Origin of the sequence: Ciceribacter azotifigens, assembly GCF_048159625.1 — a bacterium.
Taxonomy (GTDB): Bacteria; Pseudomonadota; Alphaproteobacteria; order Rhizobiales; family Rhizobiaceae; genus Allorhizobium; species Allorhizobium azotifigens.
Genome location: NZ_JBLQTA010000005.1, coordinates 13,093 through 27,651, shown reverse-complemented (window position 1 = coordinate 27,651; position 14,559 = coordinate 13,093). Strand labels below are relative to the sequence as shown.

The 14,559-nt window shown below is 61.5% G+C and carries 16 protein-coding genes; 10 read left to right on the top strand and 6 right to left on the bottom strand.

All coding sequences use genetic code 11. The features are described 5' to 3' along the window. Positions 1 to 6 precede the first annotated feature (6 nt). The 3 genes from ACM6UT_RS09515 to secA all read right to left on the bottom strand — a co-directional run bounded on the left by ACM6UT_RS09515 (position 7) and on the right by secA (position 5,571). Positions 7 to 1,284 carry a GNAT family N-acetyltransferase gene (locus ACM6UT_RS09515; RefSeq protein ID WP_416797323.1) on the bottom strand — a complete coding sequence of 426 codons (1,278 nt, stop codon included), beginning with the start codon at positions 1,282 to 1,284 and terminating at the stop codon, positions 7 to 9. After that, positions 1,284 to 2,702: a lipopolysaccharide biosynthesis protein gene (locus ACM6UT_RS09510; RefSeq protein ID WP_416797110.1), complete on the bottom strand. Its 1,419-nt coding sequence runs from the start codon at positions 2,700 to 2,702 to the stop codon at positions 1,284 to 1,286. The genes ACM6UT_RS09515 and ACM6UT_RS09510 overlap by 1 nt, the downstream gene beginning before the upstream one ends. A 145-nt stretch (positions 2,703 to 2,847) precedes the next feature. Continuing rightward, on the bottom strand, positions 2,848 to 5,571 hold the full coding sequence (gene secA, locus ACM6UT_RS09505) for a preprotein translocase subunit SecA (protein WP_416797322.1): 2,724 nt from the start codon (positions 5,569 to 5,571) through the stop codon (positions 2,848 to 2,850). Positions 5,572 to 5,814: 243 nt separating this feature from the next. On the opposite strand from secA, the gene ACM6UT_RS09500 reads away from it, so the two are divergent. The 6 genes from ACM6UT_RS09500 (at position 5,815) to ACM6UT_RS09475 (ending at position 9,807) form a co-directional block, all read left to right on the top strand. Beyond that, positions 5,815 to 6,660: a peptidylprolyl isomerase gene (locus tag ACM6UT_RS09500; RefSeq protein ID WP_416797109.1), complete on the top strand. Its 846-nt coding sequence runs from the start codon at positions 5,815 to 5,817 to the stop codon at positions 6,658 to 6,660. Positions 6,661 to 6,736: 76 nt separating this feature from the next. Next, positions 6,737 to 7,978: a bifunctional glutamate N-acetyltransferase/amino-acid acetyltransferase ArgJ gene (gene argJ, locus ACM6UT_RS09495; protein WP_416797108.1), complete on the top strand. Its 1,242-nt coding sequence runs from the start codon at positions 6,737 to 6,739 to the stop codon at positions 7,976 to 7,978. A gap of 8 nt (positions 7,979 to 7,986) precedes the next feature. After that, on the top strand, positions 7,987 to 8,766 hold the full coding sequence (locus ACM6UT_RS09490) for a GNAT family N-acetyltransferase (protein WP_416797321.1): 780 nt from the start codon (positions 7,987 to 7,989) through the stop codon (positions 8,764 to 8,766). Further along, complete coding sequence (mutT, locus tag ACM6UT_RS09485; protein WP_416797107.1) at positions 8,763 to 9,176, top strand: 8-oxo-dGTP diphosphatase MutT; 414 nt, start codon at positions 8,763 to 8,765, stop codon at positions 9,174 to 9,176. Before ACM6UT_RS09490 ends, mutT begins: the two co-directional genes overlap by 4 nt. Before the next feature lie 96 nt (positions 9,177 to 9,272). After that, positions 9,273 to 9,593 carry a hypothetical protein gene (locus ACM6UT_RS09480; RefSeq protein WP_416797106.1) on the top strand — a complete coding sequence of 107 codons (321 nt, stop codon included), beginning with the start codon at positions 9,273 to 9,275 and terminating at the stop codon, positions 9,591 to 9,593. Positions 9,594 to 9,633: 40 nt separating this feature from the next. Continuing rightward, entirely contained in the window at positions 9,634 to 9,807 is a 174-nt protein-coding gene (locus ACM6UT_RS09475; protein ID WP_416797105.1) for a Flp family type IVb pilin, read from the top strand. 6 nt (positions 9,808 to 9,813) lie between these two features. Here the strand turns inward: ACM6UT_RS09475 and ACM6UT_RS09470 are convergent, their stop codons facing one another. Continuing rightward, on the bottom strand, positions 9,814 to 10,689 hold the full coding sequence (locus tag ACM6UT_RS09470; protein WP_416797104.1) for a methyltransferase domain-containing protein: 876 nt from the start codon (positions 10,687 to 10,689) through the stop codon (positions 9,814 to 9,816). Between the two features lie 60 nt (positions 10,690 to 10,749). Between ACM6UT_RS09470 and ACM6UT_RS09465 the strand changes: the two genes are divergently transcribed. From ACM6UT_RS09465 to ACM6UT_RS09450, 4 genes are read left to right on the top strand one after another with little or no spacing between them, the layout of a single operon-like run. Continuing rightward, positions 10,750 to 11,526: a ComF family protein gene (locus tag ACM6UT_RS09465; RefSeq protein ID WP_416797103.1), complete on the top strand. Its 777-nt coding sequence runs from the start codon at positions 10,750 to 10,752 to the stop codon at positions 11,524 to 11,526. 46 nt (positions 11,527 to 11,572) lie between these two features. After that, complete coding sequence (gene grxC / locus ACM6UT_RS09460; RefSeq protein WP_416797102.1) at positions 11,573 to 11,830, top strand: glutaredoxin 3; 258 nt, start codon at positions 11,573 to 11,575, stop codon at positions 11,828 to 11,830. Between the two features lie 12 nt (positions 11,831 to 11,842). Continuing rightward, the gene (locus ACM6UT_RS09455) at positions 11,843 to 12,700 is read left to right on the top strand and encodes a carbon-nitrogen hydrolase family protein (protein ID WP_416797101.1); all 858 of its coding nucleotides are present in this window, start codon (positions 11,843 to 11,845) and stop codon (positions 12,698 to 12,700) included. Continuing rightward, positions 12,697 to 13,125, top strand: a complete 429-nt coding sequence (locus ACM6UT_RS09450) for a DUF1178 family protein (protein ID WP_416797100.1) — start codon at positions 12,697 to 12,699, stop codon at positions 13,123 to 13,125. Before ACM6UT_RS09455 ends, ACM6UT_RS09450 begins: the two co-directional genes overlap by 4 nt. Positions 13,126 to 13,191: 66 nt before the next feature. Here the strand turns inward: ACM6UT_RS09450 and ACM6UT_RS09445 are convergent, their stop codons facing one another. Both ACM6UT_RS09445 and ubiG read right to left on the bottom strand, forming a co-directional pair. Next, a complete protein-coding gene (locus ACM6UT_RS09445; RefSeq protein ID WP_416797099.1) occupies positions 13,192 to 13,743 on the bottom strand; it encodes a DUF924 family protein in 552 nt (183 codons plus the stop codon). Then, positions 13,740 to 14,504, bottom strand: a complete 765-nt coding sequence (gene ubiG, locus ACM6UT_RS09440; protein ID WP_416797320.1) for a bifunctional 2-polyprenyl-6-hydroxyphenol methylase/3-demethylubiquinol 3-O-methyltransferase UbiG — start codon at positions 14,502 to 14,504, stop codon at positions 13,740 to 13,742. The genes ACM6UT_RS09445 and ubiG overlap by 4 nt, the downstream gene beginning before the upstream one ends. Positions 14,505 to 14,559 lie beyond the last annotated feature (55 nt).

The following is a 14,559-nucleotide window of genomic DNA, read 5'->3' as shown; positions in this document are numbered from 1 at the left end:
ACGCCCTCAGCGATCACCAAATCGGCGCGACAGGATCTTGTCGCGCAGCATCCGTGCGAGATTGCGGGTATTTCTGTAGAGATGAAGTTGCGTAGCAACCTGCCGGACATCACGGTCGGAGTTGCGGGTGAGACCGATGACCACCGTCGCCATCTCCTCGCGTTCCCGCCACATGCGGTGCAGCATGGTCTGCTCGGCTTCGGTGGAGGAATCCGTGCGCACGATGTTGGCGTCTTCGAGGTGCCAGACAGTCAGGTCTGCGGCAAGCAGCTTGCCGGGTGAGAAGCGGGCATAATCCTCGTCGAACGTGGTCTTCCAGGTGTAGGCCTCGCCGGCCATGATGAAGACGATCATCGAGGCGACCGCTTTGCCGTCGAGGTCGAGCGTGTGAATGCGCACGGCGTCGACTTCGGCAAGGTTACTGACGGCTTCACGGGCGAAGGCGGAACGATAGCGGTCGTTGAGGAGCGCGGTCCGCCTTTTCCCCTTCCAGCCCCTTGCCTCGAGCGAGAGGAACTCCTCCATACGCAGCCGGATCTCCTCGGGCTGTCGGGCGACGCTGTAGACAAGTTCGCCCTCCTGGGCGAGCAACCGGCGCTGCCGGCGGATATCCTTCAGGTGTCCCCTGGAGATGGCGTTTCTGAGGTAGGTGTTGCCGTCCTCATAGCTCTCGAGCATCGGGCGCTGGGAAGGATTGGTGATCGTCAGGGGCAGGTCCCGGCTGAGGGCCAGCGCTCTCGCAAGCTTGGCGAACGGGCCGTTGACACGGAGGCCGGGCAGGGCGAGGACTCCGGGGAGTTTTGCCTCCGGCGCGGCGAGTGCCTCGAAGAGGTTGTCGATCGTCTCCGCGGCATCCTCCGCGTCGACGAGCGGCGTTCCGAGCGGACCGAAGTCGTTGGCCCAAACCCTGATGATCGAAGGGCCGACGGAGAAGCCCGGCTTCTCGATGGAGAATGGCATCAACAGGCGCATACGGCTACGCGCGCCGACCTCATCGCGAATGATGGCGATGCGGATCTGCCGGTCCTCGAGTCGCGGCATGGCCGGCGCGAGGAAGCGGGCAGCGAAGAAGATGTTGGGCTCCATCGCCCGATAAGTCAGGAAGTCAAGTTCCTCCTGCAGATCGTACCCCATGCGCCCGGGATAGAGCGCAAGGTGACGTCCGGGACGTCCGACGGCGATCCGCACGTCGGCGACGACACCTGGACGTCCGTCGACCGAAAGTGCCCCGGGAGGGAGGCTGTCGGGACCATTCTTGCTGTCGTTGAAGATCGGCGGCTGCATCATGATCTGGATGGCCTTGTTCTGTCCAGTATTGCCAGCGGATTGGCGAATGCGAAAAGTACGATACCGAGCGAAGCGCGCACGGCGAGGTGGAGGAGAAGCGCTTCGACCATCATGGCTGCGGCGGTGGCGGAAGCCGCGCCCACCAAGCCGAAGTGCGGGATCAGAATAACATTCAATGCAATGTTTGTCGCGAGCGCGACGACGTAAAGCCACACGCAAAGTCCTTGCCGTCCGGCCATGGTTAGTAGCACTTCGCCAGGCCCGACCACCGCCTTCGAGAGAATGCCTGCCAGCAGGATTGCCATGAGGATGTAGCCCGAAGTGAAGGCCTCGCCGAACAGCATCAGAAGAAACCTTCCGAAGAGTAATACGGCGAATCCCATCACGAGTGACGGCCAGAAGCTCCAGCGAACGGTGTTGCCGGCGAAGACTGCGAGTTGCCGCACGTCCCGCTGCGCCATCATGGCCGAGAACCGGGGTGCCACGACTGTCTTTATGGCGAAATAGACGAACTGCACGAGCGCCATGGTCTTGGAGGCGGCGAAATAGACGGCAACCTGTTCCGGATCAAGGTAGAGGCCGACGATGACCACATCCGAGTTGGTGAGGAGAAAGGAAAATCCCTCGATCAGGAAGATCGGAATTGCGACCTTGAACCAAACGAGGAAATCGACCTTTCCCGTATTGAACGAGAACCGCTTCCGCAATCTCCACTCGATAACCGCGAACTGGCTGAGGGAGGTGACATAGGTGGCAAGCAACGCGGCCTGCATGGCCGTCGTCGCCGTATGCGGCGCGCCGAAAAGAACGGCAATGACCATGAAGAGCAGGATTAGCGTCGGACGGATGAGATAGGTCGGGCTGAGAGCCCCGATGGTCCAGTGGTTGGCGCGAGCGGTGCCTTCGAGGACATCGCCCAACGCAATCATCGGCAAGGTGGCAAGGCCGAAGATCAGCGGCATGACATAATAGGTTTCGATCCGTTCACCTGCATACTGCAGGAGGAGGATGCCCACGACGGCGAGCAGGCTTGCCATCAACATCGAGAAGCGCCGCGCGGTGTGGGTCAGGCCGCGGATGCTGTCGTGTTCGCCCAGCGCCTGGTACTGCGGCAGAAAACGGATGATCGTAGCATGAAAGCCGAGGCAGGAGAGGTTCCCGGCGAGCACGACCAGGACCCATACGAAGACGAATATGCCGTATTCGAACTCGCCCATGATCCGGGCCTGGATGATCTGGGAGACAAGGGCGATGGCGGCGCTGACGACGCGGATTGCAAAGGCGATGAGCGCCTTGCGCCGGGACTGGGCGTTGTCGTCGTTGCTCAGCAGCGCGCTCTTCAGCCGCCTGAACGCCGGATGCAGGCCGCTCGGCAGTATTTTTTCCGCAAACTGGATCACTGCCGGGATCGACACGCTATACTCACCGATGACGCAATACTGATCGGCGTACTGTGCCCATTCAGGGTTAAAAAACGGTTCCTCTACCGCGCATGCGGTGTGTCGCCAGAATGCAGAAAGGCGGCCCGAGAGCCGCCTTCCAGAGTTCCGTTCTTGCCTCTTACGCCTGTTCGAAGGCGCCGTGGCAATGCTTGTATTTCTTTCCCGAGCCGCAAGGGCAGGCCTCGTTGCGGCCGACCTTGCCCCACGTGGACGGATTCTCGGGATCGCGGTTTTCCGGAGCGACGTAGTCGGCGGCCAGCAGGGCGCCTGCGGCCCCGCCCTCGCTGAAGTCGTCCTCGCCGGTCGTCGCATCGATGTGATGGCCTTCCATCTCGGGAACCGACGGCGGCGGCGCTTCACGCACCAGTTCGACCCGCATCATCTGCGTCGTCACGGCTTCACGGAGATTTGCAAGCAGTGCCTGGAAGAGTTCGAAGGCTTCGGCCTTGTACTCCTGCAGCGGATCGCGCTGGGCGTAGCCGCGGAAACCGATCACCGAACGCAGGTGGTCGAGATTGACGATATGTTCCCGCCAGAGCTGGTCGATCGTCTGGAGCACGACGGAGCGCTCGACATAATGCATGATTTCCGGACCGAAACGTTCGGCCTTGTCGGCAACGGCCTTGTTTGCGGCTTCCGTGATGCGCGCGAGGATATCATCGTCGGCGATGCCTTCCTCTCTCCCCCATTCCTCGATCGGAAGGTCGAGATTGAGGATCCGCGCGGCAGCGGCCCTGAGGCCCACCGTATCCCATTGCTCGGCGTAAGCCCGCTCAGGAATGTGCAGACCCACAAGCGACTCGATGACGTCATTGCGCATGTCGGCGATCGTCGCCGAGACGTCCGGAGAATCCATGAGCTCGAGACGCTGCTCGAAGATGACCTTGCGCTGGTCGTTGAGAACGTCGTCGTATTTCAGGAGGTTCTTGCGGATATCGAAGTTTCGCGCCTCGACCTTCTTCTGCGCGCGCTCGAGTGCCTTGTTGATCCAGGGGTGGACGATCGCCTCGCCTTCCTTCAGCCCCAGCTTCTGCAGCATCCCATCCATCCGGTCGGAACCGAAGATTCGCATCAGATCGTCCTGGAGCGACAGATAGAACTTGGAACGGCCGGGGTCGCCCTGACGGCCGGAACGACCGCGCAGCTGGTTGTCAATACGGCGGCTCTCGTGCCGCTCGCTGGCGATGACATAGAGGCCGCCCGCTTCGAGTGCCTTCTGCTTGAGCCGGGCAACCTCGTCCTTGATTGCCGCGATCCTGGCGTCGCGTTCGGCGCCGTCCTCCATCTCGGCCGTTTCCCGCTCGATCCGCATTTCGAGGTTGCCGCCGAGCTGGATGTCGGTGCCGCGGCCGGCCATGTTGGTGGCGATGGTCACCGCACCCGGCACACCAGCCTGGCCGACGATATAGGCTTCCTGCTCGTGATAGCGTGCGTTGAGCACGGAGAAATCCTGAAAGCCGGATTGCTTCAGCAAGGCTGCAAGGAGTTCCGACTTCTCAATCGAGGTGGTGCCGACGAGTACCGGCTGGCCGCGTCCGTTGGCCGTCTTGATCTCTTCAATGATCGCCCGGAACTTCTCTTCGGCGGTCCGGTAAACCTCGTCGTCCTCGTCTATGCGCTGGATCGGAAGGTTCGTCGGAACCTCGACCACGTCAAGGCCATAGATGTTGGCGAATTCTTCCGCTTCCGTCGCCGCGGTCCCGGTCATGCCCGCCAGCTTGTCGTACATGCGGAAGTAGTTCTGGAAGGTGATCGATGCCAGCGTCTGGTTTTCGGGCTGGATCTGCACCTTTTCCTTGGCTTCTAGCGCCTGGTGCTGCCCTTCCGAATAGCGTCTGCCTGGCATCATGCGGCCGGTGAACTCGTCGATGATGACGACCTCGCCGTCGCGAACGATGTAGTCCTTGTCGCGCGTGAAGAGCTTATGCGCCTTCAGTGCGTTGTTGATGTGGTGGACGATGGCGACGTTTTCGACGTCGTAGAGCGAAGCACCCTTCAGAAGGTTGGCTTCCCGCAGCAGGTTCTCGAGCTTTTCGGTGCCGACTTCGGAGAAGTTTGCCGAGCGCTGCTTTTCGTCGATCTCGTAGTCCTCTTCCGACAGGAGCGGAATGAAGGCATCGATCGTCGTGTAGAGGTCGGAACGGTCGTCGAGCGGGCCGGAGATGATGAGCGGCGTGCGCGCCTCGTCGACCAGGATCGAGTCCACCTCGTCGACGATCGCATAGTTGTGGTCGCGCTGCACCATCTGCGAGCGCTCGTACTTCATGTTGTCGCGGAGGTAATCGAAACCGAGTTCGTTATTCGTCGCGTAGGTGATGTCGCAGGCATAGGCGGCCCGACGTTCTTCGTCCGACAAGCCGTGGACGATCACGCCCGTGGTCATGCCTAGGAAGCTGTAGAGCTTGCCCATCGTCGTCGAGTCGCGCTTGGCAAGGTAATCGTTGACGGTGACGACATGGACGCCCTTGCCGGCGAGCGCGTTCAGGTAGACGGCGAGCGTCGCGACGAGGGTCTTGCCTTCGCCCGTCTTCATTTCGGCGATCGAATTATCGTTCAGGATCATCGCGCCAATGAGCTGAACGTCGAAAGGCCGCAGCCCAAGAGTCCGGCGTGCAGCCTCGCGGGCGACGGCGAAGGCGGGGACGAGAAGATCGTCGAGGGTCTTGCCGGCGGCAAGCTGCTCGCGGAACTCCACCGTCTTTGCGGCGAGTGCTCCGTCGTCCAGAGCCTTCATGCTGTCTTCGAGAGCATTGATTGCCGCGACCTTCGGCTGGTAGGAGCGGATACGGCGATCGTTTGCCGAGCCGAACAGTTTGCGGGCGAGCCCACCAAGACTGACCATCAGCATGGTCCTTTCTGACACTTCGTCACATATTGCGCGCGCACTCGCCGGCAGCCGATCACGGACGAAATGGAGTGCCGCCACCGGAAACTTCACTGGACGCGAGGTTGCGTGACAGATAAGAGGGGGGTCGAATGATGTCAACGGGACAGGTTGATGCGGAGGCGTTGGTTTCCGGCGTATCCGACAACTTTTCGCCCGATTCAATCGGTTTGAAGCGGTATCCTATTCGAAAGGTCTCTCATGTCTCGCTATCATAAACTTGCCCTTGCTGCATGCGTGGCGCTCGTGGGCCTTAAGGTACCTGCTTTTGCCGAAGACGCCCTGGTGGCGAAGGTCGGCAACCTCGAGATCCGTCAGTCCGAGCTCGACATCGCGCTCGCGAATCTGGATCCGCAGCTGTCGCAGCTTCCCGATGAGCAGAAGAAGGTTGCCGCTCTCTCGAGCGCCATCGATGTGAAGCTCCTGGCAGGCAATGCGACGGCTGAGGGCCTGAAGGACGATCCCGCCTACCAGCAGCGCATGCAGTTCATTGCCGAACGGGAACTTCATAACCTGTACTTCAAGAAGCATGTGGTCGACGCTGTAACCGACGACGAGGTCAAGGCACGCTACGAGAAGGAGATCGCAGCTCTGCCGAAGCAGGAAGAGGTTCGCGCCCGGCACATCCTCGTGAAGACCGAAGACGAGGCGAAGGCTGTCATTGCCGAACTCGACAAGGGCAAGGATTTCGTCGAGCTTGCGAAAGAGAAGTCCACCGATCCGAACAAATCGGAAGGTGGTGATCTCGGCTACTTCACCAAGGGGCGGATGGTGCCGGAATTCGAACAGGCCGCGTTCGCCATGGAGAAGGGCACTTACTCGAAGACCCCGGTCAAGACCCAGTTCGGCTTCCACGTCATCAAGGTCGAGGACAAGCGCGACGCGCCGCCGCCGGCCTACGACGATGTTTCGCAGCAGGTGCGCCAGCTCGTCATGCGTGACAAGTATCTCGAACTGATCGCCAAGGCGAAAGCCGAACAGAAGGTCGAGATCGTCGATGAGGCCCTGCGCAAGGGCTATGAAGACGTGAACAAGCAGCCGCAATAACGGCGGCAACCTTTCGGCCCGCGCCGACCGCGCGGGCCTTCCCTTTTCTGCTTCGTATTATTCAGGCCGCAAAGAAATGTCTGCCACCGTCTCCCCGCTTGCTCCCAAATCCTACCCTGCCATGCCGCCGATCAGAGGTGTCCGCATGGCGACCGCAGCAGCCGGCATAAAGTACAAGAACCGCACCGACGTCCTGCTGATGGCCTTCGACAAGCCCGCAGCCGTTGCCGGCGTGTTCACCCGTTCCAAATGTCCGTCGGCGCCGGTTGATTTCTGCCGCGAGAATCTTCCCCACGGCATTGCGCACGGTGTGGTTGTTAATTCGGGCAACGCCAATGCGTTCACCGGCATGAAGGGCAGGGCGGCGACCGTACTGACGGCGAAATCGGCGGCCGCGGCACTTGGCTGTGCGGAGAACGAGATCTATCTCGCCTCCACCGGCGTCATCGGCGAGCCGCTCGATGCGACCAAGTTCTCGGGCGTTCTCGGCGACATGGCCAAGACCGCGACCGGCGACTTCTGGCTGGAAGCCGCCAAGGCGATCATGACCACCGACACCTATCCGAAGGTGGCGACCCGAACGGCAAAGATCGACGGTGTCAATGTGACGATCAACGGCATAGCCAAGGGCGCGGGCATGATCGCGCCGGATATGGCGACGATGCTGTCTTTCGTGGTCACCGATGCGGACATCGCGGCTCCGGCGCTTCAGGCGCTTCTTTCTGCCGGCGTCGGCCCGAGCTTCAACTCCGTAACGGTGGACAGCGACACTTCTACCTCGGATACGCTGATGCTTTTTGCGACCGGTGCCGCCGCGGTGGACGGGCAGGCTCGCGTCGAGTCTGCGGACGATGCCCGTCTCGGCAGCTTCAGGGCCGCGCTCGATGATCTTCTCAAGGACCTGGCGTTGCAGGTGGTCCGCGACGGTGAAGGCGCACGGAAGATGATTGCGATCACCGTCACCGGTGCCGAAAACCACGGTGCTGCCAAGCGCATCGGCCTGTCGATCGCCAACTCTCCGCTCGTCAAGACGGCGGTTGCCGGTGAAGATGCGAACTGGGGCCGGGTGGTCATGGCTGTCGGCAAGTCCGGCGAAATGGCCGACCGTGACCGGCTCGCCATATGGTTTGGCGATGTCCGCGTGGCGGTCAATGGCGAGCGGGATCCCGATTACTCCGAAGCCGCGGCCAGTGCTGTGATGAAGGAAGACGACGTCGCAATCCGGGTCGATATCGGGCTCGGCAATGGCGAGGCGACCGTCTGGACGTGCGATCTCACCAAGGAATACGTTGCGATCAACGGCGATTACCGGAGCTGATGGCGCGGATGCAGGCGGAGCGACAGCAGGCGAATCTTCCGCTCGTGCGGCGGCTCGAGGCAGTCAGTTTCCGAGCCTGGCCCGCCGCTTCCGTGCAGTACGACGGCAGTTGGCAGGTAAGGCTGACCGGCGGACATCCATCGAAGCGGCTGAACTGCGTGGTCGCGCTCGATCCGTCCGACAGTCGCGACATTGCCATTCGGCTCGAGCGAGCCGCGCGGAAGTTCGACGCCTATGGCCGTCCGCTGGTGGTGCGGGAAACACCACTGACGCCAAAGCCTCTCGTTGACCATCTGATCGCCGGGGGCTGGACGTGTTTCGAGGAGGTCGTCACCCAGACGGCCGATCTCACCGCGCTGGAAATCCCCGATACGCTCGATCATCTGCCGACCCAGGACGTCGGACGTTTCGTCGACGCAAGTCTTGCCCTTCAGGGCCAAGACCCGGCGCTGAAGCCGGTCCTGGCTGAAGTCATCAATTCCATCAAGCCGACTGCCGGCATGTTCCTGATCGAGGATCCGAATGCCGGTCCGGTCGCATCGCTCCTGTGCGTGCAGGACAACGACCTTGCCGGCATCCTGCTCTTTGCCGTGTCGGACAAGCATCGCCGGCGCGGCGTCGGCATGGAAGTCCTTTCGTCCGCACTCCGCTGGGCGCGAATGCGCGGTGCGCGCGCTGCCTGGCTCCAGGTATCTGTGGACAACGAAGCAGCCTTGTCGCTCTATGCCAAGCTCGGCTTCGTCGAGGCTTACCGCTACTACTACTGGTCTAAGGACGGTAAGCAATGAATGGCGGACCCAAGCCTATCCTTCTGGTCGCCGCCTGCGCGCTCGTGGATACGGACGGGCGAATCCTGCTGGCCCAGCGGCCCGAAGGAAAATCGCTCGCGGGTCTCTGGGAGTTTCCAGGTGGCAAGGTCGAAGCAGGGGAGACACCCGAAGAAACGCTCGTGCGTGAGCTCGAGGAGGAACTCGGGATCACCACTCGCATTCCGTGTCTGGCACCGCTCACGTTCGCAAGCCACAGCTACGACAGTTTTCACCTGCTGATGCCTCTCTTCATCTGCCGCCGTTATGACGGTATAGCCCATGGCAGGGAGGGCCAGGCGGTCAAGTGGGTGCGCCCGCAAGCCCTGCGCGACTACCCGATGCCTCCGGCTGACGAGCCGCTCATCCCCTATTTGCAGGATCTGCTGTAGTCCTTCGAAGTTCTTGCAATTGTTCTTAACGAAAAGTTTATAACCCTCAGGCATGGATAGAACTGTTCATGCGGTAGAGTGTGCGTGGGGCATATCATGGCAAACGAGGATTTCTGGAAGACCGTGGGGTCTGGAGAACGGTCTTCGCAAAAAGCCAGGAAGACGGGTGTTTTGAACATTGCGTTGCTGTTCGGAACAGCGGTGATCGCGCTGTCGCTCATCCTCACACCTATGCTTTCGGGGAACTCGGAAAGAAAGAGTCTGGCGTTCACGCCGGATGAATACGACAACATAACGACGGGCTCGATCAGCAAGACAGGGCCGGGCAGGCGATACACGATACGCAGGAGCGTCCTGCAAGAAACGCCGGGCTCCGTCTGCATCATCGACCGCTATGGTGCGGGGGACGGCTGCTGAGCGAACTCCGATCCGGAGCCGGTCGGAAAAAGGGGGAAACATGCGCCTGCTGAGAAGCCTGATCGCCGACGACGCTGGCGCGACGGCGATCGAATACGGACTGATCGCAGCAATAATTTCCGTAGCCTTGCTCACTGGCTACGGTGCGTTCACGGGCGCCTTGATGAACGTTTTCGAAACCATCACCACGGCCATCAACACGGCCGGGGCCTGACGGCGGTCAGTCCCGCTTGGGGACTGCGAGCGCGTCAGCGAGCCTCATCTTGGCCGAACCGGGCTTCAGCGGCTTCTGCTGGCTTTCATGCGGTGCCCATCCCGAGACATAGATGAACACGAAGGTCGCGCGTATGCGCCCGTCGGGATCGGCGTAGCGTTCCGCGTACTTCTCCGCGGCGCGCAGGAAAAAACGCCGACCAAGTGGCTTGCGGCTCCGGTCGATGAGGGGATTTGCCATCCCCATCGCCTTGAGATCCCGCATCAGCCCGAATATCGAGTCGTACCGGACGGTATAGGTCTGGGTATCGACGACCGGAAGGGTAAAGCCCGCCCGTTGCATCAGCGCGCCGATGTCGCGGATATCGGCAAAGGGAATCACTCTCGGACTGGCCCCACCCGAAAGCTCTATCTCCGTTGACAGGAGAACATCCCGCAGTTCGGCCAGCGTACCGGCACCCGGAACAGCCGCGAGAAACAGGCCGTCGGGTTTTAATGCCTTGCGGATCTGAATGAGAACGCCGGGCGTATCGTTGGTGATGTGAAGTGCAAGCGGAGACAACACGAGATTGACCGACTGCTCCTCGAGTGGCACCTGTTCCAGAGGCGCTTCGGTCAAGGCTTCATCCGCTTCGGCGAAGCTTGAATGGGTCTCAATGCGCCTGAGGTCGCCGATCTTGCCCGTCTCCATGCACTTCCTGGCGGTCGTGCCGCTTGCACCGTGCAGTTCGACCGCCTGCTCGAAATGTCGTTCGATGAGAGAAAGTCTCTCGGCGAGTTCGCCCGCTGCGACCTGCAGCAGGAAGTCCGCCCCGTCCGCGCGCCGCAAGTGGGCGCGGCGGCGATTTTCGGTCACCAGGTCGAGATCGAAGAGTCTATCCATGGCATCGTCCGGCTGAAACTGTGCGTGGTAAAGGCGCCCGCAGCAGCCTAATGTCAACCTATGGACGATCATATAGCGCAATCGCCGGGTCGATTAAGAGCCTCGCCTCTGGCGACGCTGGCGACGATCGTTCGCGACCTGGTGTACCCGCCGTCCTGCGCTCATTGTGGCATTCGAATCGCCCGCCATGGTGCACTTTGTCCGGAATGCTGGACGTCGATACGGTTCATAGAGCGGCCCTTCTGCGAAGTTCTGGGTACGCCGTTTCCCTTCGATCATGGAACCGCAGCGCTCTCGCCGGAAGCCATCGCCAACCCTCCGGCCTTCGATCGCCTGCGTTCCGTCGCCACCCATGACGGCATCGTCCGTGAGCTGGTGCACAGCCTGAAGTACCGGGATCGCATCGATCTCGCGCCGGTCCTCGCTCGCTGGATGGTCCGCGCCGGCGCCCCCGAGCTTGCCGCGTGCGATGCCGTTCTTGCCGTTCCGTTGCATCGCACGCGACTCTTTACACGAAACTTCAACCAGTCCGCGGAATTGGCTCGGCACATAGCCCGGTCGACCGGCAAGCCGTTTCTTGCATATACGGTTCTGCGCGTGAAGCGGACCGCCCGACAGGTCGGGCTCAGTGCGAATGCGCGCGCTGACAACGTGCGCGGTGCCTTTGCAATCGGATCCGGCCGTGACGCGGACGTCTTCGGGCGCCGACTGGTCCTGGTCGACGACGTTTTCACGACCGGGGCAACCGTGTCGGCCGTTGCCAAAGTTCTAAAACGCGCCGGTGCCGCCGATGTCACTGTTTTAACCTTTGCAAGGGCATTGTCCGATCCTATATGAGCCTACCACGAGATCCACTTCCGCCCCGGCGGCATCGGAGAAATGCATGGCATCTGTGACGATCTACACACGCCAATTCTGCGGCTACTGCGCACGTGCCAAGGCGCTGCTGGATGCGAAAGGCGTCGCCTACGTCGAGCATGACGCGACGGGCAGGCCCGAGGTGCGGGAGGAGATGATCGCCCGGTCGCACGGTGGCATGACCTTCCCGCAGATCTTCATCGGCGACAGGCATGTGGGCGGCTGTGACGATCTTCACGCCCTTGATCGGGCCGGCAGGCTCGATGAAATGCTGGCAAACTAGGAGCGTGAGGCAATGACATTCAAGGCGGCTGCCGTCCAAATGTGCTCCGGGGTGAACCCGGAGAAGAATGCCGATGCCATGGCCCGTCTCGTGCGCGAAGCTGCCGGGCACGGCGCGACGTATGTGCAGACGCCTGAAATGACCGGCGCGGTGCAACGCGATCGCCAGGAACTTATGTCCGTGCTCCGGGACGAGGATACCGACATCATCGTCAGCACGGCGGGTGGTCTCGCGAAAGAGCTCGAGATTCATCTCCACGTCGGCTCCACGGCCATCGCGCTTCCCGACAGAAAGATCGCCAATCGTGCTTTCCTGTTCGGGCCGGACGGTCGCAAGATCTGCTCCTACGACAAGATCCACATGTTCGACGTTGATCTCGACAACGGCGAGAGCTGGCGTGAGAGCTCGGTCTATCGTCCGGGATCGGAAGCCCAACTGGCCGAGTTGTCGTTCGCCAGGCTCGGCTTTGCAATATGCTACGACCTGCGTTTTCCGGCACTCTTCCGCGCCGAAGCGGTGGCCGGAGCCGAGGTGCTGACCGTTCCCGCAGCGTTCACGAGGCAGACGGGTGAGGCTCACTGGGAAGTGTTACTGCGAGCCCGCGCCATCGAGAACGGCGCTTTCGTGATCGCCGCCGCGCAAGCCGGCCTTCATGAGGACGGTCGCGAGACGTTCGGTCATTCCATGATCGTCGATCCCTGGGGCAGAGTTCTTGCGTCCGCGGCCGGAACGGGCGAGGCGATCGTGCTTGCCGACATCGACGTTTCGGCGGTTAAGGCCGCGCGTGCGAAGATTCCGAACCTCAGGAATGCGCGCGAGTTCACCCTCGAGACGTCGCCTTTGTCCGCCAGGGAGGGCGTGACTGTTTGATTCGCTACTCTCTTCGCTGTGACAACGCCCACGAGTTCGAGGGGTGGTTTTCGGAGAGCGCCGACTACGAAAGGCAGCAGGCGCTCGGTCTGGTGAACTGTCTCGCCTGTGGCTCCACAAAAGTGTCCAAGCTGCTGATGGCGCCTTCCTTGTCGACCGCACGCAAGAAGGAAGCGGCTCACGCGCTCGCGGTGACCATCGAACAGCAAGAGGCCCTTCAGAAATTGAAGGAGGCGGTCGCCGCCATTCGCGCCAACAGTGAGGATGTCGGTGAGCGTTTCCCTGAGGAAGCGCGCAAGATTCACTATGGAGAGGCCGACGCCCGCGGCATCATCGGCCAGGCGTCGCCATCGGATGTCAGGGCGTTGGTCGAGGAGGGGATCGAGGTCGCTCCGATCCCTGTTCTTCCCGACGATGTAAACTGACAGCGAACTCCTCGTTAGCCCCGAACAGCAGCCGAGAACCTCGTGCGAGCGTGTGGATGGCTGAAGTCAGCCCTTGAAGCCGCCGTCGTCCAGATACTTCTGTTCTTCGGGTGTCGTCTCGCGGCCGAGCGCGGCATTACGATGAGGAAACCGCCCGAAACGCGCGATGATATCGCAATGTTCAATGGCATACGGGAGCGTGCGCTCGTCACCGCTTCGGTCCCGATGTTCCGTGAAGAGCCGGACGCTGAGTTCCTGGTCCGTCGGGTTTTCCGAATGCTCGAACGGAAGGTAGAAGAATATCGCCAACGTCGCATCCACCTGCCGGTCGAAGCCGGCAGCAAGTGCTCGTCGGGCGACGGCACGCGCGAGACCGTCGGTCGCGAAGGCATGTCCCGTGCCGCGGTAGAGATTGCGCGGGAACTGGTCGAGAAGCAGGAGTAGCGCGAGTGAACCTTCTGCGCTTTCCTCCCAGGCGGACAACTCACCCCGGGCGGCCTGCATGTGCAGGCCGGCGTAGCGAAGCGTGATTGCAGCATCCAGTGCAGCGTCCCGGGCGAACCATTTGTCGTAACCCTGACCTTGCCAGAACGCGACGACGTCGGCCGGCGACGTCATGATCGGGACTCCTGCACCGCGGGCCGGGCCGCCAGCACCATGTAGTTGACGTCGGTGTCCGGCGAAAGACGCCACTGGTTCTGCAAGGGATTGAAGAAGACGCCCGCGCGCTCGACAAGATTCATGCCGCTCTGCAGAAGGGGAGCTTCCAGTTCTTCCGGGCGCACCAGCTTCTCATATTGATGTGTCCCGCGCGGCAGCCAGCCGAGCACGTATTCCGCGCCGACGATGGCGAGTGCCGCGGCCTTGAGTGTACGATTGATCGTCGAAATCAACATGAGGCCGCCGGGTTTGACCATGGAGGCGCAGGTGGTGATGAAGAAATCGACGTCGGCGACGTGTTCGACGACTTCCATATTCAGAACCACATCGAAACGCTCGCCGGCCGCAGCCAGCGCTTCTGCAGTGACGGCGCGATAGTCGACGATGGTTCCCGTCTGCTCGGCATGGGTGCGGGCGATGCCGATGTTCCTTTCCGAGGCGTCGGCGCCCACCACCGTCGCGCCCATCCGCGCGACGGGCTCCGAGAGCAGGCCGCCGCCGCAACCGATGTCGAGAATTCTCAACCCCTGCAGCGGATGGTGGCTTTTCGGATCTCGCCCGAAATGCGCGGACACCTTGTCGCGAATATAGGTGAGCCGGACCGGATTGATCTTGTGCAGTGGCTTGAACTTGCCGGTGGGGTCCCACCATTCCGCAGCCATTGCTGAAAAACGGTCGACCTCGACCTGATCAATGGTGGTGCGTGCCTGTTCGGTCATTTGCCGATCTCCATGAATTCCCGACAAAACCAAGTCGGACGATCGACTGCGGATG

What these genes read in the sequence shown, in the direction of transcription:
- ACM6UT_RS09515 (WP_416797323.1), bottom strand. Translation starts at nt 1,284, where the DNA reads ATGCAGCCGCCGATCTTCAACGACAGCAAGAATGGTCCCGACAGCCTC.
- secA (WP_416797322.1), bottom strand. Translation starts at nt 5,571, where the DNA reads ATGGTCAGTCTTGGTGGGCTCGCCCGCAAACTGTTCGGCTCGGCAAAC.
- ACM6UT_RS09500 (WP_416797109.1), top strand. Translation starts at nt 5,815, where the DNA reads ATGTCTCGCTATCATAAACTTGCCCTTGCTGCATGCGTGGCGCTCGTG.
- argJ (WP_416797108.1), top strand. Translation starts at nt 6,737, where the DNA reads ATGTCTGCCACCGTCTCCCCGCTTGCTCCCAAATCCTACCCTGCCATG.
- ACM6UT_RS09490 (WP_416797321.1), top strand. Translation starts at nt 7,987, where the DNA reads ATGCAGGCGGAGCGACAGCAGGCGAATCTTCCGCTCGTGCGGCGGCTC.
- mutT (WP_416797107.1), top strand. Translation starts at nt 8,763, where the DNA reads ATGAATGGCGGACCCAAGCCTATCCTTCTGGTCGCCGCCTGCGCGCTC.
- ACM6UT_RS09480 (WP_416797106.1), top strand. Translation starts at nt 9,273, where the DNA reads ATGGCAAACGAGGATTTCTGGAAGACCGTGGGGTCTGGAGAACGGTCT.
- ACM6UT_RS09475 (WP_416797105.1), top strand. Translation starts at nt 9,634, where the DNA reads ATGCGCCTGCTGAGAAGCCTGATCGCCGACGACGCTGGCGCGACGGCG.
- ACM6UT_RS09470 (WP_416797104.1), bottom strand. Translation starts at nt 10,689, where the DNA reads ATGGATAGACTCTTCGATCTCGACCTGGTGACCGAAAATCGCCGCCGC.
- ACM6UT_RS09465 (WP_416797103.1), top strand. Translation starts at nt 10,750, where the DNA reads ATGGACGATCATATAGCGCAATCGCCGGGTCGATTAAGAGCCTCGCCT.
- grxC (WP_416797102.1), top strand. Translation starts at nt 11,573, where the DNA reads ATGGCATCTGTGACGATCTACACACGCCAATTCTGCGGCTACTGCGCA.
- ACM6UT_RS09455 (WP_416797101.1), top strand. Translation starts at nt 11,843, where the DNA reads ATGACATTCAAGGCGGCTGCCGTCCAAATGTGCTCCGGGGTGAACCCG.
- ACM6UT_RS09445 (WP_416797099.1), bottom strand. Translation starts at nt 13,743, where the DNA reads ATGACGTCGCCGGCCGACGTCGTCGCGTTCTGGCAAGGTCAGGGTTAC.
- ubiG (WP_416797320.1), bottom strand. Translation starts at nt 14,504, where the DNA reads ATGACCGAACAGGCACGCACCACCATTGATCAGGTCGAGGTCGACCGT.